This is a genomic window from Streptomyces sp. NPDC002788 (assembly GCF_053592115.1).
This window is the reverse complement of record NZ_JBSFVB010000005.1, coordinates 214939-236887: the sequence shown is the minus strand read 5'-3', so window position 1 is coordinate 236887 and position 21949 is coordinate 214939. Positions and strand designations below refer to the sequence as shown.

At 70.2% G+C, this 21949-nt stretch carries 20 protein-coding genes; 12 read left to right on the top strand and 8 right to left on the bottom strand.

Translation table 11 applies throughout. The features are described from left to right. Positions 1–39: 39 nt before the first annotated feature. On the bottom strand, positions 40–2454 hold the full coding sequence (gene lon, locus ACWD1U_RS12115) for an endopeptidase La (protein WP_451106753.1): 2415 nt from the start codon (positions 2452–2454) through the stop codon (positions 40–42). Positions 2455–2636: 182 nt separating this feature from the next. On the opposite strand from lon, the gene ACWD1U_RS12110 reads away from it, so the two are divergent. Beyond that, positions 2637–3299 (top strand): GNAT family N-acetyltransferase, encoded by a 663-nt coding sequence (locus ACWD1U_RS12110; RefSeq protein WP_451106751.1) that lies wholly within the window; start codon positions 2637–2639, stop codon positions 3297–3299. On the opposite strand, the gene ACWD1U_RS12105 is transcribed toward ACWD1U_RS12110, so the two are convergent. Further along, complete coding sequence (locus ACWD1U_RS12105; RefSeq protein WP_451106750.1) at positions 3290–4108, bottom strand: rhomboid-like protein; 819 nt, start codon at positions 4106–4108, stop codon at positions 3290–3292. The two genes, ACWD1U_RS12110 and ACWD1U_RS12105, sit on opposite strands and share 10 nt — an antisense overlap. A 161-nt stretch (positions 4109–4269) precedes the next feature. Here ACWD1U_RS12105 and ACWD1U_RS12100 point away from each other — a divergent pair, with 161 nt between their 5' ends. From ACWD1U_RS12100 to ACWD1U_RS12080, 5 genes are all read left to right on the top strand, one after another. Continuing rightward, entirely contained in the window at positions 4270–4947 is a 678-nt protein-coding gene (locus ACWD1U_RS12100; RefSeq protein ID WP_451106748.1) for a spermidine synthase, read from the top strand. Positions 4948–5082: 135 nt separating this feature from the next. Then, entirely contained in the window at positions 5083–5823 is a 741-nt protein-coding gene (locus ACWD1U_RS12095) for a response regulator transcription factor (RefSeq protein ID WP_030246200.1), read from the top strand. Further along, complete coding sequence (locus ACWD1U_RS12090; protein ID WP_451106747.1) at positions 5820–6932, top strand: sensor histidine kinase; 1113 nt, start codon at positions 5820–5822, stop codon at positions 6930–6932. Before ACWD1U_RS12095 ends, ACWD1U_RS12090 begins: the two co-directional genes overlap by 4 nt. Before the next feature lie 281 nt (positions 6933–7213). Next, positions 7214–11044 carry a multifunctional oxoglutarate decarboxylase/oxoglutarate dehydrogenase thiamine pyrophosphate-binding subunit/dihydrolipoyllysine-residue succinyltransferase subunit gene (locus ACWD1U_RS12085; protein WP_451106745.1) on the top strand — a complete coding sequence of 1277 codons (3831 nt, stop codon included), beginning with the start codon at positions 7214–7216 and terminating at the stop codon, positions 11042–11044. An 87-nt stretch (positions 11045–11131) separates the two neighbouring features. Next, positions 11132–11311, top strand: a complete 180-nt coding sequence (locus ACWD1U_RS12080; RefSeq protein WP_003992906.1) for a DUF6104 family protein — start codon at positions 11132–11134, stop codon at positions 11309–11311. An 88-nt stretch (positions 11312–11399) separates the two neighbouring features. On the opposite strand, the gene ACWD1U_RS12075 is transcribed toward ACWD1U_RS12080, so the two are convergent. Next, positions 11400–11579, bottom strand: a complete 180-nt coding sequence (locus tag ACWD1U_RS12075) for a hypothetical protein (RefSeq protein WP_451106744.1) — start codon at positions 11577–11579, stop codon at positions 11400–11402. A 424-nt stretch (positions 11580–12003) separates the two neighbouring features. On the opposite strand from ACWD1U_RS12075, the gene ACWD1U_RS12070 reads away from it, so the two are divergent. Together ACWD1U_RS12070 and ACWD1U_RS12065 are read left to right on the top strand one after the other, a co-directional pair. Continuing rightward, positions 12004–12198 carry a hypothetical protein gene (locus ACWD1U_RS12070; protein ID WP_451106742.1) on the top strand — a complete coding sequence of 65 codons (195 nt, stop codon included), beginning with the start codon at positions 12004–12006 and terminating at the stop codon, positions 12196–12198. A 1-nt stretch (position 12199) separates the two neighbouring features. After that, positions 12200–13258, top strand: a complete 1059-nt coding sequence (locus ACWD1U_RS12065) for a PadR family transcriptional regulator (RefSeq protein WP_451106741.1) — start codon at positions 12200–12202, stop codon at positions 13256–13258. 11 nt (positions 13259–13269) lie between these two features. Here ACWD1U_RS12065 and ACWD1U_RS12060 read toward each other — a convergent pair whose 3' ends face one another. The 4 genes from ACWD1U_RS12060 to ACWD1U_RS12045 form a co-directional block, all read right to left on the bottom strand. After that, complete coding sequence (locus tag ACWD1U_RS12060; protein WP_451106739.1) at positions 13270–13842, bottom strand: Clp protease N-terminal domain-containing protein; 573 nt, start codon at positions 13840–13842, stop codon at positions 13270–13272. Further along, positions 13842–14051 carry an HTH domain-containing protein gene (locus tag ACWD1U_RS12055; protein ID WP_003992902.1) on the bottom strand — a complete coding sequence of 70 codons (210 nt, stop codon included), beginning with the start codon at positions 14049–14051 and terminating at the stop codon, positions 13842–13844. Before ACWD1U_RS12055 ends, ACWD1U_RS12060 begins: the two co-directional genes overlap by 1 nt. A 101-nt stretch (positions 14052–14152) precedes the next feature. Further along, entirely contained in the window at positions 14153–15118 is a 966-nt protein-coding gene (locus ACWD1U_RS12050) for a zinc-binding dehydrogenase (protein ID WP_451106737.1), read from the bottom strand. A 373-nt stretch (positions 15119–15491) separates the two neighbouring features. Beyond that, entirely contained in the window at positions 15492–16724 is a 1233-nt protein-coding gene (locus ACWD1U_RS12045) for an NAD(P)-dependent malic enzyme (protein WP_451106735.1), read from the bottom strand. A gap of 624 nt (positions 16725–17348) precedes the next feature. On the opposite strand from ACWD1U_RS12045, the gene ACWD1U_RS12040 reads away from it, so the two are divergent. Genes ACWD1U_RS12040 through ACWD1U_RS12030 form a run of 3 tightly spaced genes read left to right on the top strand, consistent with a single transcriptional unit; the run spans position 17349 to position 20040 of the window. Next, positions 17349–18302, top strand: a complete 954-nt coding sequence (locus ACWD1U_RS12040; protein WP_451106733.1) for an ABC transporter substrate-binding protein — start codon at positions 17349–17351, stop codon at positions 18300–18302. Between the two features lie 32 nt (positions 18303–18334). Beyond that, a complete protein-coding gene (locus ACWD1U_RS12035) occupies positions 18335–19282 on the top strand; it encodes an amino acid ABC transporter permease (RefSeq protein ID WP_451106731.1) in 948 nt (315 codons plus the stop codon). Continuing rightward, a complete protein-coding gene (locus tag ACWD1U_RS12030) occupies positions 19279–20040 on the top strand; it encodes an amino acid ABC transporter ATP-binding protein (RefSeq protein WP_451106729.1) in 762 nt (253 codons plus the stop codon). Before ACWD1U_RS12035 ends, ACWD1U_RS12030 begins: the two co-directional genes overlap by 4 nt. 349 nt (positions 20041–20389) lie before the next feature. Here the strand turns inward: ACWD1U_RS12030 and ACWD1U_RS12025 are convergent, their stop codons facing one another. Continuing rightward, on the bottom strand, positions 20390–21178 hold the full coding sequence (locus ACWD1U_RS12025) for a class I SAM-dependent methyltransferase (protein ID WP_451106727.1): 789 nt from the start codon (positions 21176–21178) through the stop codon (positions 20390–20392). Between the two features lie 89 nt (positions 21179–21267). Between ACWD1U_RS12025 and ACWD1U_RS12020 the strand changes: the two genes are divergently transcribed. Beyond that, positions 21268–21927, top strand: coding sequence for a CGNR zinc finger domain-containing protein (locus ACWD1U_RS12020; protein WP_451106726.1), 660 nt, complete (start codon positions 21268–21270; stop codon positions 21925–21927). The last annotated feature ends 22 nt before the right edge of the window (positions 21928–21949 follow it).

Below are 21949 nucleotides of genomic sequence, written 5' to 3'. Positions count from 1 at the left end.
TCACGAGAACCCGGGCCTTCCCTCATCCGATGACCTCCGTCACGCGGCCACCGGAACCTCCGGCGTCGCACCCGCGGTGGCGGGCGAGAGCGCCAGCTCCAGCACCTGGCGGACGTCGGTGACGGCGTGGACGTCGAGCTTGTCCAGCACCTCCGCCGGGACATCGTCCAGGTCGGGCTCGTTGCGCTTGGGGATGATCACCGTGGTGACACCCGCCCGGTGCGCGGCGAGCAGCTTCTGCTTCACGCCGCCGATCGGCAGGACCCGCCCGGTCAGCGAGACCTCGCCGGTCATCGCCACGTCCGTGCGGACCAGCCGGCCGGACAGCAGGGACGCGAGGGCCGTGGTCATCGTGATGCCCGCGCTCGGGCCGTCCTTCGGCACCGCGCCCGCGGGGAAGTGGATGTGCACGCCCCGGTCCTTCAGATCGGCCACCGGCAGTTCGAGTTCGGCGCCGCGGGAGCGCAGGAAGCTCAGCGCGATCTGCGCGGACTCCTTCATCACGTCTCCCAGCTGACCGGTCAGGGTCAGTCCGGCCGCGCCCGTCTCCGGGTCGGCCAGCGACGCCTCGACGAACAGGACGTCACCGCCCGCTCCGGTCACCGCGAGCCCGGTCGCCACGCCCGGCACGGACGTCCGCCGCTCGGCGGGGTCCTGGGCGGACTCGGGCACGTGGTGCGGCCGGCCGATGAGATCGCGCAGGTCCTCGTCCCGGACGGTGAACGGCAGCTTGCGCTCGCCCAGTTCGTGCTGGGCGGCGACCTTGCGCAGCAGCCGTGCGACGGACCGCTCCAGGTTGCGCACGCCCGCCTCGCGCGTGTACTCGCCGGCGAGCTTGCGCAGGGCGCTCTCGTCGATGGTCACCTCGTCCCTGTCGAGCCCGGCCCGTTCCAGCTGGCGCGGGAGCAGGTGGTCGCGGGCGATGACGATCTTCTCGTCCTCGGTGTAGCCGTCCAGGCGGACGATCTCCATGCGGTCCGCCAGAGCCTCCGGGATCGCCTCCAGGACGTTGGCGGTGGCCAGGAAGACGACGTCCGACAGGTCGAGCTCGACCTCCAGGTAGTGGTCGCGGAAGGTGTGGTTCTGCGCCGGGTCGAGCACTTCGAGCAGGGCGGCGGCCGGATCACCCCGGAAATCCGAGCCGACCTTGTCGATCTCGTCGAGCAGCACGACCGGGTTCATCGACCCGGCTTCCTTGATCGCGCGGACGATCCGGCCCGGCAGCGCACCGACGTACGTGCGCCGGTGGCCGCGGATCTCGGCCTCGTCCCGCACACCGCCGAGGGCGACGCGCACGAACTTCCGGCCCATGGCGTGGGCGACGGACTCACCCAGGCTGGTCTTGCCGACGCCGGGCGGCCCGACGAGCGCGAGCACGGCACCGCCGCGCCGCCCGCCGACGACACCCAGTCCCCGGTCGTTGCGCCGCTTGCGTACCGCCAGGTACTCGGTGATCCGCTCCTTGACGTCCTCCAGACCGGAGTGCTCGGCGTCCAGGACCGCCTGGGCGCCCTGGATGTCGTACGCGTCCTCGGTGCGCTCGTTCCACGGCATCTCCAGGACCGTGTCGAGCCAGGTGCGGATCCACGAGCCCTCGGGCGACTGGTCGGAGGACCGCTCCAGCTTGTCGACCTCCTTGAGCGCGGCCTCGCGGACCTTCTCGGGCAGGTCGGCGGCCTCCACGCGGGCCCGGTAGTCGTCGGACTCCTCGCCCTCCTGCTCGCCGTTCAGCTCGCGCAACTCCTTGCGGACGGCTTCCAGCTGACGCCGCAGCAGGAACTCGCGCTGCTGCTTGTCGACGCCCTCCTGGACGTCCTTGGCGATGGACTCGGCCACGTCCTGCTCGGCGAGGTGGTCGCGCAGTTGCTGGGTGGCGAGCTTGAGCCGGGCCACCGGGTCGGCGGTCTCCAGCAGCTCGACCTTCTGGTCGGTGGTCAGGAAGGGCGAGTAACCGGAGTTGTCGGCGAGCGCCGAGACGTCATCAATGGCCTGGACCCGGTCGACGACCTGCCAGGCACCGCGCTTGCGCAGCCAGGCGGTGGCCAGGGCCTTGTACTCCTTGACCAGTTCGGTGACCTGCCCGGGCAGCGGCTCCGGAACGGTCTCGTCGACCCTGGTGCCCTCGACCCAGAGGGCGGCGCCGGGACCTGTGGTCCCCGCACCGATCCTCACCCGCCCCCGGCCGCGGATCAGCGCGCCCGGGTCGCCGTCGGCGAGCCGGCCGACCTGCTCGACGGTGCCGAGCACACCGGTGTTCGCGTACGTCCCGTCGATGCGCGGCACCAGGAGCACCCGGGGCTTTCCGGACGTTGTCCGGGCAGCGGCCTGGGCGGCCTCCACCGCGGCACGGACCTCGGAGTCGCTCAGGTCCAGCGGGACCACCATTCCGGGCAGCACGACCTCGCCGTCGAGCGGCAGCACGGGCAGGGTGAGCGGTGTGGACGTCGAAGCCATGATCTCCCCTTCGGCAGTCAAGTTGAGCTATGCCGACTCAATGCATGGGGGCGACTGGATGTTCCCCGACCGGCGTTCGCTGTCAGCGATCACCGCTGACGCCTGGGACGAGGGGGCGCGTATGGCCCTCTCGGTAATAGACCAATTCAACTGGCGCCCATTACGGGTGCGAGGGGGAGCGCGTGGACGGAACCGTGCGGGCATGGGTGGACGGGTGGACCGTGTCGCGCGGTGCGGCTCCGCCCGTGACCGAGCCGTGGGGCTGGACGATCGACATGGGGATGTACGGGCACGTCACGCGGCACGTGTTCGGCGCGACGGGCGAGGACCTCGACGAGACGACCGTCCGCAAGGTGGCCGGCGCGGTGACCGGGGACGGCGTGTGGCTGAAGGTGTTCCAGGACCCCTCGGTGGTCGCCGGCCGGCTGGACGGCGGCTGGTGGATCGACCCCGAGCCCGGTTACCTGATGACGGTCCCGCTGGCGGCGGACGGCGCTCCGGACGTCCCCGACGGCTACCGGCTGCGCAGCTGGTCGCGCGGCGGGGTGACCCGCCTGATGGTGGCCGCGCCGGACGGGTCCCTGGCGGCACGCGGCCAGATCGCCGCCCCGACGGGTGAAACCGCCGTCGTCGACCTGATCGAGACGGCCACCGAACACCGCCGCAAGGGTCTCGGCAGTCTCGTCGTGCGGACGCTGCAGAGCGCCGCCTTCCGGCAGGGGGCGCGGACCGGTGTCCTGGCCGGGACACCCGCGGGGAGAGGTCTCTACGAGGCGCTGGGCTGGGAGGTGGTGGCCCCGCTGACCAGTGCCAGGCACGGTCCTGCGGCCTCTGCTCAGGCCTGAGGGACCTCACTGCGGACCCTCGGCCCGAGGCGGGACGCGTACCACCGCCGCACCACCGGCCAGGTCGCGATGCCGACGCCCAGGGCGATCAGATGCCCCCAGTTCGTCATCGGGTCGGTGAAAGCGAGCAGGTCCTGGAGGAGCATTCCGCCGAAGGCGGTCAGCAGCGGCACGCGCAGCCACAGCGGCAGCAGTCCGGCCAGGGCACCGGTGCCGGCCGCGACACCGAAGCTCACGCCGTAGTCCAGGCGGTGCAGCGAGGACTCGGGGAGGTGCCCGGCCAGTACCGCGAGCCCCACGGGCACCTCGGTCGCGAGGGTGGCGAGGACATGCCCGAGCAGGAAGACAGCCGCCGTGCGCAGACCGCCGATGCGCCGTTCCAGCGCGGTCAGCACCAGCACGAAGGCGATGGCGAACGGCGAGGTCACTCCGCCCGCGACCCACAGCGCGCTGCCGACCAGCACCAGCTCCGGCGTCCGCGCGAGGTGCGCCACATCGGTGCTGGAACCCTGGAGCAGCGCGTGCACCAGCGCGGGGTCCGCGTGTTCGGAGAACAGTGAGGTCGCCCAGAGCACGGCCGCGTACCCGCAGGTGAATGGCGTCCCGGTGGGCGTGGGCAGCAACCGCCAGGGGCGCGGCGAGCGCCGTTGGGGCGGTTCCGCCGGAGCGGACAGGCGCAGACCCGCGTCCGCGCTCTCGTCCGTGCCGCGCTGGCGCGGCACACCGTCCAGCAGCCCCGACACACCGGAGGCGGGCGCGCCCGTCGGTAGCGGTGAGGCCGTCTCGTCGGGCGGCGCGGTGCGTTCCAATCCGGGCGCTCCTTCCATCATGTCCCAGCCTTCGCCTGCCACCACCCCGCTGTCTGTGACGGACGCCACGCGAAAGCCGATTCACAGCAACCTCCTGGCCGCTCCTCGCGTCCCCCTGATATTCCCCCGCCCCGGCAGCACAGACCTGGGAGGATGAGCCGATGCCCACCTCATTCGACACGCCTGACGTACTGGACCGGCGCGAGGGCCCGCACGGCGAGGTCGTGCTGCGGCGGCACGGCGACCGGCTGGAGATCATCGCCAACGGCTGCTTCCTCATGGACACCTCCGACGGCCGCTCGGAGCGGCGACTGGTCGACGCGGCCCTGGACGCCCTGCCCGGCCGGGACCGCCCCGACGTGCTGATCGGCGGACTCGGCGTCGGCTTCTCCCTCGCGCACGCGGCGGCGAACCGGCGGTGGGGGCGGATCGCAGTGGTGGAACGCGAGCACGCGATCGTCGAGTGGCATCTCCACGGCCCGCTCTCCGCGTTCTCCGCCACGGCCCTCGCGGACCCCCGCACGGAAATCGTCGAAGCCGATCTGGTGGCGTACGTCAATGAGACATCCGCCACGTTCGACGCCCTGTGCCTCGACATCGACAACGGCCCCGGCTGGACCGTCACGGAGGGCAACGGAGATCTCTACGGAGAAGCCGGACTGGCAAGCTGCGCAAGGGTGTTGAGACCCGGCGGGGTTCTCGCCGTCTGGTCCGCCCGACCCTCTCCGGAATTCGAAGAAACCTTGCGGAATGCCGGGTTCCAACAGGTGCGTACCGAAGAGATCCCGGTTGCCCGGGGCGTTCCCGACGTCGTGCACCTCGGCATCCGCCCTGGATAGCAAAGGCATACCGCCGCCCCGTACGCTGCTCCCCTGACGCCGATCATTCAAGCGTCAATCGCAACCATGCGCAGGCACGGCCAGTCAGAAGGAATCACCCCACTGATTCCGGAAAGCACACCCCAGGGGCGGGCGATGGAGCAGACACACACCTCCCACAACGGTTCGGCGACGGCTACCCCGGGCGCGCAGCGCCGGGTTCTCGTCGTCGAGGACGACGCCACGATCGTGGATGCCATCGCGACCCGCCTGCGAGCCGAGGGATTCCTCGTGCAAACCGCGGGCGACGGTCCGGCCGCGGTCGACACGGCCGAGGCCTGGCAGCCCGACCTGCTGATCCTCGACATCATGCTGCCCGGCTTCGACGGTCTGGAGGTCTGCCGGCGCGTGCAGGCCGCCCGCCCGGTGCCGGTGCTGATGCTCACCGCGCGTGACGACGAGACCGACATGCTGGTCGGGCTCGGCGTAGGCGCCGACGACTACATGACCAAGCCGTTCTCGATGCGGGAGTTGGCGGCGCGCGTGCACGTGCTGCTGCGCCGGGTGGAGCGGGCCGCGATCGCGGCGGCCACCCCCCGCTCCGGCATCCTGCGCCTCGGCGAACTGGAGATCGACCACGCGCAGCGCCGGGTCCGGGTGCGCAGTGAGGACGTCCACCTCACGCCCACCGAGTTCGACCTGCTGGTGTGCCTGGCGAACACCCCCCGCGCGGTGCTCTCGCGCGAGCAACTGCTCGCCGAGGTCTGGGACTGGGCGGACGCCTCCGGCACCCGCACGGTCGACAGCCACATCAAGGCGCTGCGCCGGAAGATCGGCGCCGAGCGGATCCGCACGGTGCACGGCGTGGGCTACGCCCTGGAGACCCCGACGCCATGAGCGGCGGGCCGGCCGCACGGAGGAACCCCGGGGAGCCGGAACCCTGGGGCGGGGTGAGCCCGTTCTCGATCAAGACCAAGCTGGGCGCGCTGGTCGTCATCTCGGTGCTGATCACCACGGGTCTGTCGGTGATCGCGGTGCACACGAAGACGGAGCTTCGCTTCATCACGGTCTTCTCGATGATCGCCACACTGCTCATTACGCAGTTCGTGGCCCATTCGCTCACCGCCCCGCTGGACGAGATGACAGCCGTGGCCCGTTCCATCTCGCAGGGTGACTACACCCGCCGGGTGCGGGAGAACCGCCGTGACGAGCTGGGCGACCTGGCCGTGACGATCAACGCCATGGCCGACGAGCTGGAGGCCCAGGACAGCCAGCGCAAGGAGCTCGTGGCGAACGTCTCGCACGAGCTGCGTACGCCCATCGCCGGGCTGCGCGCGGTGCTGGAGAACATCGTCGACGGTGTCACGCAGGCCGACCCGGAGACGATGCGCACGGCGCTGAAGCAGACCGAGCGGCTCGGCCGGCTGGTGGAGACACTGCTGGACCTGTCCCGCCTGGACAACGGCGTCGTCCCGCTGAAACAGCGGCGGTTCGAGGTGTGGCCGTACCTGTCCGGCGTGCTGAAGGAGGCCAACATGGTCGCCTCCGTGCGCGCGGGCATCGCCACCGGCTCGGGCAGTCACACCCGCACGGACGTCCATCTGCACCTCGACGTCCATCCGCCGGAGTTGACCGCGCACGCTGACCCGGAGCGCATCCACCAGGTCGTCGCCAACCTCATCGACAACGCGGTCAAGCACAGCCCGCCGCACGGCCGGGTCACGGTCAGGGCGCGGCGCGGCGCGCTGCCGGAGTCGCTGGAGCTGGAGGTCCTGGACGAGGGCCCCGGAATTCCGAAGGCGGAGTGGCACCGCGTCTTCGAGCGGTTCAACCGCGGTAACGCCAAGCGGCCGCAGGGGCCGGGCAGCGACGGCGGCACGGGTCTGGGCCTGGCGATCGCCCGCTGGGCCGTCGATCTGCACGGCGGCCGGATCGGAGTGGCCGAATCCGAGCGGGGTTGCCGGATTCTTGTCACCCTTCCGGGACTTCCATCTATGCCAAGTTGACGTAAAGTTCGAAGCGGAGCCACAAGATCCACGGGCGTCCGCGCTGACGGACACGTGTGATCAGGCACAGGCCCGCGCCGTCGGCGCGTCAGGCCCTGCTCAGCCCTTCCCTTCTGAAGCGGAACCACGCTTGTTTCCCGCCATTTCAAGCGCCGAAACGCACTCAAAGATGTGACTTGCGCGACGTTGAACGGGCCCGGCCTGACCTTCCCGCTCCCGGAGGCGTAGCCTTGATTCCCGCTGTCCATCATCTTGTGAAGCGGAAGAGGGCGGTTGCCGCCGTGTCGCCACAGTCCCCCAGTAACTCGAGCATCTCGACCGACACCGACCAAGCGGGTAAGAACCCCGCTGCGTCGTTCGGTGCCAACGAGTGGCTCGTCGACGAGATCTATCAGCAGTACCTCCAGGACCCGAATTCCGTAGACCGAGCCTGGTGGGACTTCTTCGCCGACTACAAGCCGGGCGGCGCTGCCGCCTCGGCTCCGGCGGGTACCGCGGCCGCGGGGGCCGCAGGGACCACCACCGCTCAGCCGGCGGCCCCGGCCGCCCCGGCCCCCGCCCCGGCGGCCGAGAAGCCCGCCGCCGCGCAGGCTCCCGCCCAGGCGAAGCCCGCCGCGCAGGCGCAGGCCCCGGCTCAGGTTCAGGCCCCCGCTCCGGCGAAGGCGGCCCCGGCCGCCGCCAAGCCGGCCGCCGCCAAGCCTGCGGCCGCCCCGAAGAAGGCCGAGCCCGCCGGCGAGGCCCCCGCGGGACCGGAGCAGATCGTGCTGCGCGGACCGGCGGCCGCGGTCGCGAAGAACATGGACGCCTCACTGGAGCTGCCCACGGCCACGTCCGTGCGCGCGGTCCCGGTGAAGCTGCTGTTCGACAACCGCATCGTCATCAACAACCACCTGAAGCGGGCGCGTGGCGGGAAGATCTCCTTCACGCACCTCATCGGCTACGCGATGGTCCAGGCCATCAAGGCGATGCCGGCGATGAACTACTCGTTCGCGAAGGTGGACGGCAAGCCGACCCTGGTCAAGCCGGAGCACGTCAACCTCGGTCTCGCCATCGACCTGGTCAAGCCGAACGGCGACCGCCAGCTGGTCGTCGCGGCGATCAAGAAGGCCGAGACGCTGAACTTCTTCGAGTTCTGGCAGGCCTACGAGGACATCGTCCGCCGCGCCCGCGACGGCAAGCTGACGATGGACGACTTCTCCGGTGTCACGGTCTCCCTGACCAACCCGGGCGGTCTCGGCACCGTGCACTCCGTGCCGCGCCTGATGCCCGGCCAGTCCGTGATCATGGGCGTCGGCTCCATGGACTACCCGGCGGAGTTCCAGGGCACCTCCCAGGACACCCTGAACAAGCTCGGCATCTCCAAGGTCATGACGCTCACGTCGACCTACGACCACCGGGTGATCCAGGGCGCCGCCTCCGGCGAGTTCCTCCGCCAGGTCGCGAACCTCCTGCTCGGCGAGAACAACTTCTACGACGAGATCTTCGAGGCGCTGCGCATCCCCTACGAGCCGGTCCGCTGGCTCAAGGACATCGACGCCAGCCACGACGACGACGTCACGAAGGCCGCCCGCGTCTTCGAGCTGATCCACTCCTACCGGGTCCGCGGCCACGTCATGGCCGACACCGACCCGCTGGAGTACCAGCAGCGCAAGCACCCCGACCTGGACATCACCGAGCACGGGCTCACCCTGTGGGACCTGGAGCGCGAGTTCGCCGTCGGCGGCTTCGCCGGCAAGTCGATGATGAAGCTGCGCGACATCCTCGGCGTGCTGCGCGACTCGTACTGCCGCACCACCGGCATCGAGTTCATGCACATCCAGGACCCCAAGCAGCGCAAGTGGATCCAGGACCGCGTCGAGCGCCCGCACTCCAAGCCGGAGCGCGAGGAGCAGCTGCGCATCCTGCGCCGCCTGAACGCGGCGGAGGCCTTCGAGACCTTCCTGCAGACGAAGTACGTCGGCCAGAAGCGCTTCTCCCTGGAGGGCGGCGAGTCCGTCATCCCGCTGCTGGACGCGGTGCTGGACTCGGCCGCCGAGTCCCGGCTGGACGAGGTCGTCGTCGGCATGGCCCACCGTGGCCGCCTGAACGTCCTCGCCAACATCGTCGGCAAGTCGTACGCGCAGATCTTCCGCGAGTTCGAGGGCAACCTCGACCCGAAGTCGATGCACGGCTCCGGCGACGTGAAGTACCACCTGGGCGCCGAGGGCACCTTCACGGGCCTCGACGGCGAGCAGATCAAGGTCTCCCTGGTCGCGAACCCCTCGCACCTGGAGGCGGTGGACCCGGTCCTGGAAGGCGTCTCCCGCGCCAAGCAGGACATCATCAACAAGGGCGGCACGGACTTCACCGTCCTGCCGGTGGCGATCCACGGTGACGCGGCCTTCGCGGGCCAGGGCGTGGTGGCCGAGACCCTGAACATGTCGCAGCTGCGCGGCTACCGCACCGGCGGCACGGTCCACATCGTCATCAACAACCAGGTCGGCTTCACCGCCGCGCCGGAGTCCTCGCGTTCCTCCATGTACGCGACGGACGTGGCCCGCATGATCGAGGCCCCGATCTTCCACGTGAACGGCGACGACCCGGAGGCCGTGGTCCGCGTGGCCCGTCTGGCCTTCGAGTTCCGCCAGGCGTTCAACAAGGACGTGGTGATCGACCTCATCTGCTACCGCCGCCGCGGCCACAACGAGTCGGACAACCCGGCCTTCACCCAGCCGCTGATGTACGACCTGATCGACAAGAAGCGCTCGGTGCGCAAGCTCTACACCGAGTCCCTCATCGGTCGCGGGGACATCACCCTGGAAGAGGCCGAGCAGGCGCTGCAGGACTACCAGGGCCAGCTGGAGAAGGTCTTCACGGAGGTCCGCGAGGCCACCTCGCAGCCGAACATCGTGGAGACGTCCGACCCGCAGGCCGAGTTCCCGGTCGCCGTGAACACCGCGGTGACCACGGAGGTCGTCAAGCGCATCGCCGAGTCGCAGGTCAACATCCCCGATCACATCACCGTCCACCCGCGTCTGCTGCCGCAGCTGCAGCGCCGGGCGGCGATGGTCGAGGACGGCACCATCGACTGGGGCATGGGCGAGACCCTCGCGATCGGCTCCCTCCTGCTGGAGGGCGTCCCGGTCCGCCTGGCGGGCCAGGACTCGCAGCGCGGTACGTTCGGCCAGCGCCACGCGGTGATCATCGACCGCAGCACGGGCGAGGAGTACACGCCGCTGCAGTACCTCTCCGAGGACCAGGCGCGGCTCAACGTCTACAACTCCCTCCTCTCCGAGTACGCGGCGATGGGCTTCGAGTACGGCTACTCGCTGGCCCGCCCCGAGGCGCTCGTGATGTGGGAGGCGCAGTTCGGCGACTTCGTCAACGGAGCGCAGACGGTCGTGGACGAGTTCATCTCGTCGGCCGAGCAGAAGTGGGCCCAGACCTCCGGCGTCGTCCTGCTGCTGCCGCACGGCTACGAGGGCCAGGGCCCGGACCACTCCTCGGCGCGCCCGGAGCGCTTCCTCCAGATGTGCGCGCAGAACAACATGACGGTCGCCATGCCGACGTCGCCGTCGAACTACTTCCACCTCCTGCGGTGGCAGGTGCACAACCCGCACCACAAGCCGCTGGTGGTCTTCACGCCGAAGTCGATGCTGCGCCTGAAGGCGGCGGCGGCCAAGGCGGAGGAGTTCACGACGGGCCAGTTCCAGCCGGTCATCGGCGACGCGTCGGTCGACCCGGCAGCGGTCAGGAAGGTCGTCTTCTGCGCCGGCAAGGTCTACTACGACCTGGAGGCCGAGCGCCAGAAGCGCGGCGTGACGGACACCGCGATCATCCGTATCGAGCGCCTGTACCCGCTGGCGGGTGCCGAGCTCCAGGCGGAGATCAAGAAGTACCCGAACGCCGAGAAGTACCTGTGGGCCCAGGAGGAGCCGGCGAACCAGGGTGCCTGGCCGTTCATCGCGCTCAACCTGATCGACCACCTGGACCTGGCGGTCGGTGCGGACGTGCCGCACGGCGAGCGCCTGCGCCGCATCTCGCGTCCGCACTCCTCGTCCCCGGCCGTCGGTTCCGCGAAGCGGCACCAGGCCGAGCAGGAGCAGCTGGTGCGTGAGGTGTTCGAGGCGTAACCGCCCTCGTGCGTCCTGTGCGGCCGGGCCGCATCCCCGCTTCCGGGGGTGCGGCCCGGCCGTTTGCGCCCACCTATCCTTGACGGCATGTACTTCACGGACCGTGGCATCGAGGAACTGGAGAAGCGGCGCGGCGAGGAGGAGGTCACCTTCGAGTGGCTGGCCGAGCAGCTGCGGACGTTCGTGGATCTCAACCCCGACTTCGAGGTGCCGGTGGAGCGGCTGGCGACGTGGCTGGCGCGGCTGGACGACGAGGACGACGAGTAGGAACCGCTCCTGGACGCTTTCCGGGCGCTGCGGTCGCCCCGGGCGGTGCCGGACCGGTGGCTGTCGTCGCCGGTCCGCCCCAGCGGAGTCAGTCGCGTGGGTGCGTGAGGGCGTAGGCCAGGCCCGGTGCGCCGTGCGCCAGGAGCAGCGCTCCGGCCGTGACCCAGCCGCCGCTGCGTCTGCGGAGCCCCCACAGCATCAGCGGTACGCCCGCCGCCGCCTGGGCGAGGGCCAGGGCGCCGGCCCTGGGGCGGCCGGTCCAGGGCATCCAGGGGCCGAGACGGCTTCGACGGTGTCGGGTTCCGCGACCGCCGTCCCCCGGCCCGGCCACTCGACGGGCACGCTGCCCGGCTGGAGGGCGACGGCTTCCCGGAGGCGATCGGCGGGTGCGCCGGGGGCGAGTCGGGGGGCATCGAGACGCCCACGCGCGCAAGGACCGCGAGCAGTCCGAGCAGGCGGGCGTGGCAGATGGGCGACGGGCTCCGGGCACCGCACGGCACAACAGCAGCGCCCCAGAGGCGGACCGGTGCGGACAGCTTCCGTCGGCATGGTCACACGCTAGGGCGATTCGCCTGGCCATGCGCAGTTCTCACCGCCTCGCCATCCCCAGAACGGGCGTCTTGACTTTCTCGGGCCGCGATATATCGTAAATGCGAGGACGCGATATGGCGCGTCAAATCGGAAGGCCTGCCATGTCCGAATGGTCCGTCAAGGAGCCGGCGAACGAGGGCGCCGAGCCGTGGGGCGGCCGGCCCGGCACCGGCAGCTCACCGGCGGACCCGAAGAGCGACCCCCCTGCCGGTCCGGGAGACAATTCCGTTTCCGGCCGGGACACCGGCGCCACCGGCGCCCCGGCCGACGGTACGACCGACAAGAAGGTGCTCTGACATGCCTCCCGTCTTCGCCCACGGCCGCCTCCGCCTCTACCTGCTGAAGCTGCTGGACGAGGCCCCCCGCCACGGCTACGAGGTGATCCGCCTCCTCGAAGAGCGCTTCCAGGGGCTGTACGCACCGTCGGCGGGCACGGTCTACCCCCGCCTGGCCAAGCTGGAGGCCGAGGGCCTGGTCACCCACACCACCGAGGGCGGCCGCAAGGTCTACTCGATCACGGACGAGGGCCGCGCCGAACTGGCCGACCGCAGCGGCGAGCTGGCCGACCTGGAACTGGAGATCCGCGAGTCGGTCGCGGAGCTGGCCGCGGAGATCCAGGCCGATGTACGCGGGGCCGCGGGCGACCTGCGCCGCGAGATGCGCGCGGCGGCGGAGGCCCGGGGCACCGGCACCGGCACCGGCACCGACGGCACGGAAGGCAGCACCCCGTCCGGCGGCTTCTCGCAGTTCGGCGACAAGGAGGCCTGGCGCATCGCCAAGGAGGAGATGCGGCGTGCCCGGCAGGAATGGAAGGAGCAGGCCCGGCGCGCCAAGGACGAGAGCCGCCGCGCCCGCGAGGACGCCCAGCGCGCCCGCCGCCAGGCGAAGGAGGCCCAGGAGCAGGCCCGGGCCCAGGCCCAGGAGCAGGTGCAGCGCATCACCCGCCGGGTCCAGGAGCAGGTGCAGGACCACTTCACCCGCGGCGACTGGCCGACGGGCCTGCGCGAGGGTCTGAGCGAGCTGGTCAAAGAAGTGGGGGAGTTCGGGAAGGACTACGGCAAGGACTTCGGCTTCGACTGGAGCGGCACGGCCAAGCGGACTCCGGAGCCGGCACCCTCACAACCCGCCGAGGGCTTCCCAGCCGCCTACGAACCGGCCTGGGCTCACGAGGACCCCGCAGACTCCACCGGCGACCCCGCGCGCGACCTCGACCGCCTGCTCGACCGCTTCCGGGACGACATCCGCGACGCGGCCCGCGACAACGGCGTCACTCCCGACCAGCTCCGTGACGCCCGCCGCCACCTGTCGACGGCTGCGGCCCACATAGGTGCACTCCTGCGCACCCCGAGGAAGTAACCGGCCGCGGTTCATCCCGCCTTGGCCTCGCCACCACTTCCGTACAGCACCCGCAGCAGGGACGCGTACGTCACCCCGTGGTCGGCGAGGACCTCGGCCGGCACCCCGGGGCGCATGGTCAGGGCGAGCAGGATGTGCTCGTCCCCGATGTGCCGGTCCCGCTGGGCGAGAGCGACCCGCAGGGAGCGCTCCAGCACGTCCTTGGCGTCCCGCCCGAAGGAAGGACGCCCGGACGACCACCACCGCTTGTCCTTCGGGTCCCCGGACATCGCCCCAACCCCGTGCACGTCCTCGACCCGGGCGACGATCTCGGCCACATCGATCCCCAGCCCGGCAAGCGCGTCACTCTCGGCCCGGGACAGCCCGGCCCGCCGCCGCGCCTGCCTCAGCGCCTCACGCACGGACTCCCTGCCCGCACCCAGCCCCAGGGCCGCGAGCGCGAAGGCCCCACGACTGCCCTCACGGTCGAGCAGGGCAAGCAGCAGATGCTCCGGCTCCACACACGGCCCGCCACCACCACCCTCCAGGTACTCGAACGCCCCCTTCACCACGTCCCGCGCGTCTTTGGTGAACCGCTCGAACATCAATGCCTCCCGTACTTCTTGTGCACGGCCTGCCTGCTCACACCGAGTTCGGTGGCGATCTCCTGCCACGACCAGCCCTGATTGCGCGCATTGCGCACCTGTACGGCTTCCAGCTGCTCCAACAGCCGGCGCAATGCGGCGACGGCCCGCAGGCCGACCCGTGGATCACGGTCACCGGCGCGTTCGGCCAGATCGGTTGCTTCGGTCATACCGTCAACCTACGTTGACACCACGCCTGCGTCAACCACCGTTGACACACGAAAACGGCCGGCCCACCCGGGACCGGCCGTCGACGCACCTTCAGGAGGACTCAGGGATTGGTCAGCACGACCTTCCCGAACTGCTCTCCCGAGGCCAGCCGCTCGAAGCCCTCACGCGCACGGTCCATGGGCATGACCTCGTCGATGACGGGCCGCACTCCCGTCGCGGCACAGAACGCGAGCAGGTCCTCCAGTTCGTCCTTCGTGCCCATCGTGGATCCGACGACCTTGAGTTCGAGGAAGAAGATCCGGGTCAGCTCGGCGTGCGAGGGCCGGTCGCCGCTGGTGGCACCGGAGATGACCAGCGTGCCGCCGGGCTTCAGCGACTTCACCGAGTGCGACCACGTGGCAGCCCCGACGGTCTCGATCACCGCGTCGACCCGCTGAGGCAACCGCGCCCCGGACTCCACGGCCTCCACGGCCCCCAGCTCCAGTGCCCGCTTCCGCCTGGCCTCGTCCCGGCTGGTGGCGAAGACCCGCAGCCCGGCGGCCTTGCCCAGCACGATGGCGGCGGTGGCGACACCACCGCCGGCGCCCTGCACCAGCACGGAGTCACCGGGCCGGACCCCCGCGTTGGTGAACAGCATCCGGTACGCCGTCAGCCATGCCGTGGGCAGACAGGCGGCCTCCTCGAAGGAGAGCCCCTCGGGCTTGGGCAGGATGTTCCAGGCGGGCACGGAGACCTGCTCCGCGAAGGTGCCCTGGTAGCGCTCGGTGAGGATGGAACGGGGCTCCCTGGGGCCGACCCCGTGCCCGCTCTGCCCGATCACGGAATGCAGGACGACCTCGTTGCCCTCCTCGTCGACGCCGGCGGCATCACAGCCGAGGATCATCGGCAGCTTGTCCTCTGCGAGGCCCACGCCACGCAGGGACCACAGGTCGTGGTGGTTGAGGGAGGCGGCCTTGACCGTGACGGTACTCCAGCCGGGACGGGCCTCGGGAGCCGGACGCTCTCCCAACTCCAGGCCGGAGAGCGGCTGGTCGCGGTCGATTCGGGCGGCGTAGACAGCGAACATGGCCTTGACGATAGGTTCCACCACCTGCCGAGTGGAACCACCGACGTCTGTGAGACACACCCTCTTGCCAACGTCCGGGGGTCGGTGCCGCCGAACGAGCGCACCCGCGCCCGCGCACGGCGAGTAGGGGCCGTGTCGGGGGGTGGCCGCCCCCAACGGTTGGAGCGTCAACGGACAGTCAGCCGGCGTGAGACCCCATCGCGCCGTTCCGGGGACGGACACCCCCCGGCGCGGCCCCGACCCACCACCCACCGCCAGGCGAAGACGCGCACCCGCACCCCGACGCACCACCCGAACAGCCCTGCCCGAACGTAAAGAAATGGCCCCGCCCGATCCCGGGCGGGGCCACATCACACAAACGCCGGCGTCACCGTCAGCGCCGAGCCACACCCTCGGCCCGAGCCGCAGCCGCCACCGCGGCCGTGACCGCCGGAGTGACCCGCTCGTCGAACGGCGACGGGATGACGTAGTCGGCCGCGAGATCGTCCCCGACCACAGCGGCCAGCGCCTCCGCGGCGGCCAGCTTCATCCCCTCGGTGATCCGGGAGGCCCGCACCTGCAGCGCCCCCGCGAAGATCCCCGGGAAGGCCAGCACGTTGTTGATCTGGTTCGGGAAGTCCGACCGCCCGGTGGCGACAACGGCCGCGTACTTGTGCGCGACCTCGGGGTGCACCTCGGGATTCGGGTTGGCCATGGCGAAGACGAACGCGCCCTCGGCCATCGACGACACCGCGGACTCCGGCACCGTCCCCCCGGACACCCCGATGAACACATCGGCCCCGGCCAGCGCCGCCTCCAGCGACCCCGTGATCCCGGCCTTGTTCGTGAACCCGGCCAGCTCCCGCTTCACCTGCGTGAGGTCGTCCCGGTCCGCCGACACGACACCCTTGCGGTCGGCCACCGCCACGTCCCCGACCCCGGCCTCGACCAGCATCTTCGCGATGGCGACACCCGCCGCGCCGGCACCGGAGATGACGGCCCGCAGGTCGCCCACCGCCCGCCCGCTCAGCCGCGCGGCGTTCCGCAGGGCCGCCAGCGTCACCACGGCCGTGCCGTGCTGGTCGTCGTGGAAGACCGGGATGTCCAGCCGCTCCTGCAGCTTCCGCTCGATCTCGAAGCACCGGGGCGCCGAGATGTCCTCCAGGTTGACGCCGCCGAACGAGGGCGCGAGCCGGACCACCGTCTCGACGATCTCGTCGACGTCCGTGCAGTTCAGGGCGATCGGGACCGCGTCCACACCACCGAACTGCTTGAACAGGATGGCCTTGCCCTCCATCACCGGGAGGGAGGCCTCGGGCCCGATGTCTCCGAGCCCCAGCACGGCCGTACCGTCCGTCACGACGGCCACGACCGACGACTTCCACGTGTAGTCGTGCACCAGCTCCGGCTGCTCCGCGATCGCGCTGCACACCTTCGCGACACCGGGGGTGTACGCCAGGGACAGGTCGTCCTTGTCACGGACCGGCACCGTGGCCTGCACAGCCATTTTGCCGCCGCGGTGCAATGCGAACGCCGGGTCGAAGGAGTCGAGGGGCTCCGCACCGCCCTCGGGATCCGTATCGCCGGTCTTGCTCTCGCCGCGAGGATTGACGATCTCCGCTGCCACTTCGTTTTACCCCTTAAATCTTCATCGGTTTGAGGGTGGCCACTCCTGGTGAGGCGTGGGCGGGACCGCGTACGGCCGTGGTCGGGCGTGTACGTCATACGTACGGGCGCATACGCGACGGGCGCGCCGCACACGCGCCCTGAGCCCCGGATGAGGGGTGTAAAGACCCTTCTTACCGGACGGAAGGCGCCGAGGACGAGTCCATAACGCGAAGGTCACATGCCGGTGGCCTGACTCTTCGTCCAAAATCAGGACAAGGCCTGGACAAACCCGCGACAACCGCTCAAGCGTCGGCGAAGTGCATGGCCCCCGTTTCGAAAATCCGGGAAACACCGAAGATCTTCCGGTCGGAACGAAAGACTCCCGCAGAAGGTCCGGCCGTGATGTACCGGAGTGGTGCGGTTCGGGGGTCGCCCGTTATCCGATTTTGACATGGCTGGCCCCCAGAATGGCGCAGTCCGAATGGCAAGATGCCGTAATCACACGAGGTCGCGACACTCGAAGACGTGTGCTCTCGTCGACCCACGGCTCTGTCGGCACCGCCGGCAGTCCACGGCGCTGCCGAACCCGTCGGCAGCGCACCGCCCCATCGGCAACTCCACCCATCCGCCGGAGGAACCCACCATGACCGCAAGCTCCACCCGTCGTACGACCGCCGCCCGCTCCCGGCTAGCAGCGGTCGGTGCGATCGCGGTCGCAGGCACGCTGATGCTCACCGGATGCGGTGACCAGACCAAGGACAGCGGCTCGGAGAGCGACACCGCGGCCTCGGCCCCGCTCGCCGACAAGCTGCCCCAGGCCATCCGCGACAAGGGTGTCATCAAGGTCGGCTCCGACATCGCCTACGCCCCGGTCGAGTTCAAGGACAGTTCGGGCAAGACGGTCGGTATCGACCCGGACCTCGCCGCTGCCATGGGCAAGCAGCTCGGGGTCGACTTCCAGTTCGAGAACGGCACCTTCGACACGCTGATCACGGGTCTGCGCTCCAAGCGGTACGACATCGCCATGTCCGCGATGACCGACACCAAGGACCGCCAGGAGGGCATCGACTCCGACACCGGCAAGAAGGTCGGCGAGGGCGTCGACTTCGTCGACTACTTCACCGCCGGCGTGTCGATCTACACCAAGAAGGGCGACGACCAGGGCATCAAGACCTGGTCGGACCTGTGCGGCAAGAAGATCGTGCTGCAGCGCGGCACGGTCTCCGAGGACCTCGCCAAGGCGGAGTCGAAGAAGTGCCCGGCCGGCAAGAAGATCGCCATCGAGCCCTTCGACAACGACCAGCAGGCCCAGACCCGCCTGCGGGCGGGCGGCGCCGACGCCGGCTCGTCCGACTTCCCTGTCGCCGCGTACGCCGTGAAGACCTCCGGCGGCGGCAAGGACTTCCAGCTGGTCGGCGAGCAGGTCGAGGCCGCCCCGTACGGCATCGCGGTCGCCAAGAACCAGACGCAGCTGCGGGACGCCCTCAAGGCCGCGCTGGACGCCGTCATCGCGAACGGCGAGTACGAAAAGATCATGAAGAAGTGGGGCGTCACGGACGGCGCCGTCAAGGAAGCCACCATCAACGGCGGCAAGTGACCGCGTCGCAGCGGCACTGAAAGGCAACACCCGTGACTGTTCACATCGACAAGACGACGGGCCCGGCCGACACGCCCCCGGCCGGGCCGGAGGCCATCAAGGCCATTCCGGTCCGGCACTACGGGCGGTACGTGTCCGCCGTCGTCGCCATCGCCCTGCTGGTCGGGGTCGTCTACGCGTTCTCACAAGGCAAGATCAACTGGGACGCGATCCCGGACTACTTCCTCGACGACCGGATCCTGGACGGCGTGGGCAAGACGCTCCTGCTGACGGTGCTGTCCATGGCGATCGGCATCATCGGCGGCGTCCTGCTCGCCGTGATGCGTCTGTCGAAGAACCCGGTGACCTCGTCGATCGCGTGGTTCTACATCTGGTTCTTCCGCGGCACCCCGGTCCTGGTACAGCTGATCGTCTGGTTCAACCTGGGCCTGGTCTTCGAGTACATCAACCTCGGGCCGTTCTACAAGGACGAGTGGTCGGACTTCATGACCCCGTTCCTGACGGCCCTGCTGGGCCTCGGCCTCAACGAGGCCGCCTACATGGCGGAGATCTGCCGTGCCGGTCTGCTCTCGGTCGACGAGGGCCAGACCGAGGCCTCGCACGCGCTGGGCATGAGCCACTCCCGGACGCTGCGCCGGATCGTCATCCCGCAGGCGATGCGCGTGATCGTGCCGCCGACGGGCAACGAGGTCATCAACATGCTGAAGACGACCTCGCTGGTCTCGGTCGTCCAGTACCCCGAACTGCTCCGCGCCGCCCAGGACATCGGCCAGACCTCCGGCGCACCCGCCGAGATGCTGTTCCTGGCGGCGGCCTGGTACCTGCTGCTGACCTCGGTCTTCAGCATCGGCCAGTACTACCTGGAGCGGTACTACGCGCGTGGCTCGAGCCATTCACTCCCGGCTACGCCGTTCCAGAAGATCAAGGCGAACCTGCTGTCCCTGTCCAACCGCTCGGCGTCGACGGGAGGCACCGCATGACCGCCATGGTCAAGGCCGAGGGCGTCCACAAGTCCTTCGGCCCCGTCGAGGTCCTCAAGGGAATCGACCTGGAGGTGAAGTCCGGCGAGGTGTTCTGCCTCATCGGACCGTCCGGTTCCGGCAAGTCGACCTTCCTCAGGTGCATCAACCACCTGGAGAAGATCAACGCCGGCCGCCTGTACGTCGACGGCGAGCTGGTGGGCTACCGCCAGAAGGGCGACAAGCTCTACGAGCTCAAGGACAGCGAGGTCGCCGTCAAGCGCCGGGACATCGGCATGGTCTTCCAGCGCTTCAACCTGTTCCCGCACATGACGGCCGTGGAGAACGTCATGGAGGCGCCGGTCCAGGTCAAGGGCGTGAGCAGGAGCCAGGCCCGGCTGCGGGCCCTGGAGCTCCTGGACCGGGTGGGCCTGGCCGACAAGGCGGGCAGCTACCCCTCGCAGCTCTCCGGCGGCCAGCAGCAGCGCGTCGCCATCGCCCGGGCCCTGGCCATGGACCCGAAGCTGATGCTGTTCGACGAGCCGACCTCGGCGCTCGACCCGGAGCTGGTCGGTGACGTCCTGGACGTCATGCGCGACCTGGCCGAGTCCGGCATGACGATGATCGTCGTCACGCACGAGATGGGCTTCGCCCGCGAGGTGGGCGACAGCCTGGTCTTCATGGACGGCGGTGTGGTGGTCGAATCCGGCCACCCGCGCGAGGTGCTGACGAACCCGCAGCACGAGCGGACGAAGTCGTTCCTGTCCAAGGTGCTCTGACAGAAGGCGACGGAAGGGGCGGTACAGGTGGCCCGTACCGCCCCTTCGCGTTGTCGACGCCGTCAGCGGCGCAGCGCTTCCACCGGTGGGATCCGGGCTGGCCGCCGGGCGGGGTAAGGGGGGTGCGGGATCGACCACGGGCGTCCGCTCACGTGCCCTGGCGGCCGACACCACGACCACCGCCCCGATCGAGGCGCCGTCGGATGAAACAGCTGCGGAGCGGATCGGGGCCGCACATCGACGGCCGCCGACAGGCCTCACGCCGCAGCGGCATCGCGGGAAGGCCGGCACGGGAAGGCCGGCACATCTCCCGTGCCGCCCTCGGTCGGCCCCGCCCGGCCCGGCGCGGTCAGTGCCCGGCACCCGTCTGCTTCAGCGCCAGCAGCAAGGTGTCCGACGGCGAGCACCACACCGGCCTGGCCTCGTCGAATCCCTTCTCGCGCAGCACGCGCGCGTGCCACTGCACCGACGGCATGTCGCCGTCGGCGTGTTCGCCGTAGATCTCGTAGCGGCGGGCCGTGGGCTCCGCGAGGACCGGATCCTGGGCGGCGAGCTGCCACCACTCGGCCCAGTCGAGGATGCTGTCCCGCTTGGCCTGATCCATACGGGCGTGCCGCTGAGCGCGCTCCGCGGCGTTGATCCTCGGCGTCGTCTCGTCGATCATGTGGTCCGCGTTCATGAAGACACCGCCGTCGCGGACGAGTCCCGCGACCTGGCCGTAGAGGTCCGCGAGGGGTTCCCGGTGCAGCCAGTGCAGAGCCGTCGCGGTCAGGACGGCGTCGTACGAGTCGTACGGGAGCTTCGCCGGCCAGTCGGGGTCCTTGAGGTCCGCGGTGACGAGAGAGACCCGCTCGTCGCTCGCGAAGGTGCCCTCGGCGATGGCGAGGAGCGCCGGATCGAGGTCGACTCCGGTGCTGGTGGCGTCCGGGAACCGGGCGAGCAGCCGGGCGGTGATGCTCCCCGTGCCGCAGGCGAGGTCGAGCACCCGGGGGGCGGGGCCGACGAGGGCCTCGACCATGTCGAGCATGATCCGGAACCGTTCCTCGCGGTCGGGCAGGTACCACTCCTGCTGGCGGTCCCAGCTCTCCTGCCAGGCCTGCCAGTCGGTGGTGGCCGTGGTGAAGTCCGCGTCCGTCATCGAGCCCCTCCTTCGTAATACCCTGGAAGCGCCATCAGCTGTTACAAGTGCGCGCTCACGACAATAGAGCTCCTCCGTAAGGACTACAAGTGGAACTGGCCTATTACTCGGACTATGCCGTGCGCCTCGTCAACACCGAGGAACCGGCCCGGGGCAAGGACACCCTGACGTCGGTCGAGGCCGTCCGCGAACTGTTCGGCCCCAGCCAGTCGGCGGCCCGTCGCGCCACCGACGCGGACGTGACGCGGTTCCGCTCGATCCGGGCCCGGCTGCGCGCGGTCTTCGAGGCGGCCGACGTGGGCGACGAGACGCTCGCCGTCGACCTGCTCAACTCACTGCTGCTGGAGTTCCCGGTGAGCCCGCAGATCTCCGGGCACGACTTCCGTGACGACGACGGCCGCCCGCTGTGGCACATGCACCTGGCGGACCACCCCTCCAACGCGACCGCGGGCTACACCGCGATCGCGGCGATGGGTCTGGCCTTCCACCTGACCGAGTACGGCGTGGACCGCCTCGGCCTGTGCGAGGCCCCGCCCTGCCGCAACGCCTACCTGGACACCTCCACCAACCGCTCCCGGCGCTACTGCTCCGACCGGTGCGCGACCCGGGCCAACGTGGCGGCCTACCGGGCCCGCAAGCGCTTGGAGGCGGCCCGGCCCGACCGGCCCGAAAGGACGGGCCTGGCGGCCGACAGCGCCCAGCCGAGCAGCGCCCAGGGCGAGCGCCGGCCGGACCTGAGCGGCCGGTAGCGGAATCGGACCCGCCCCAGCA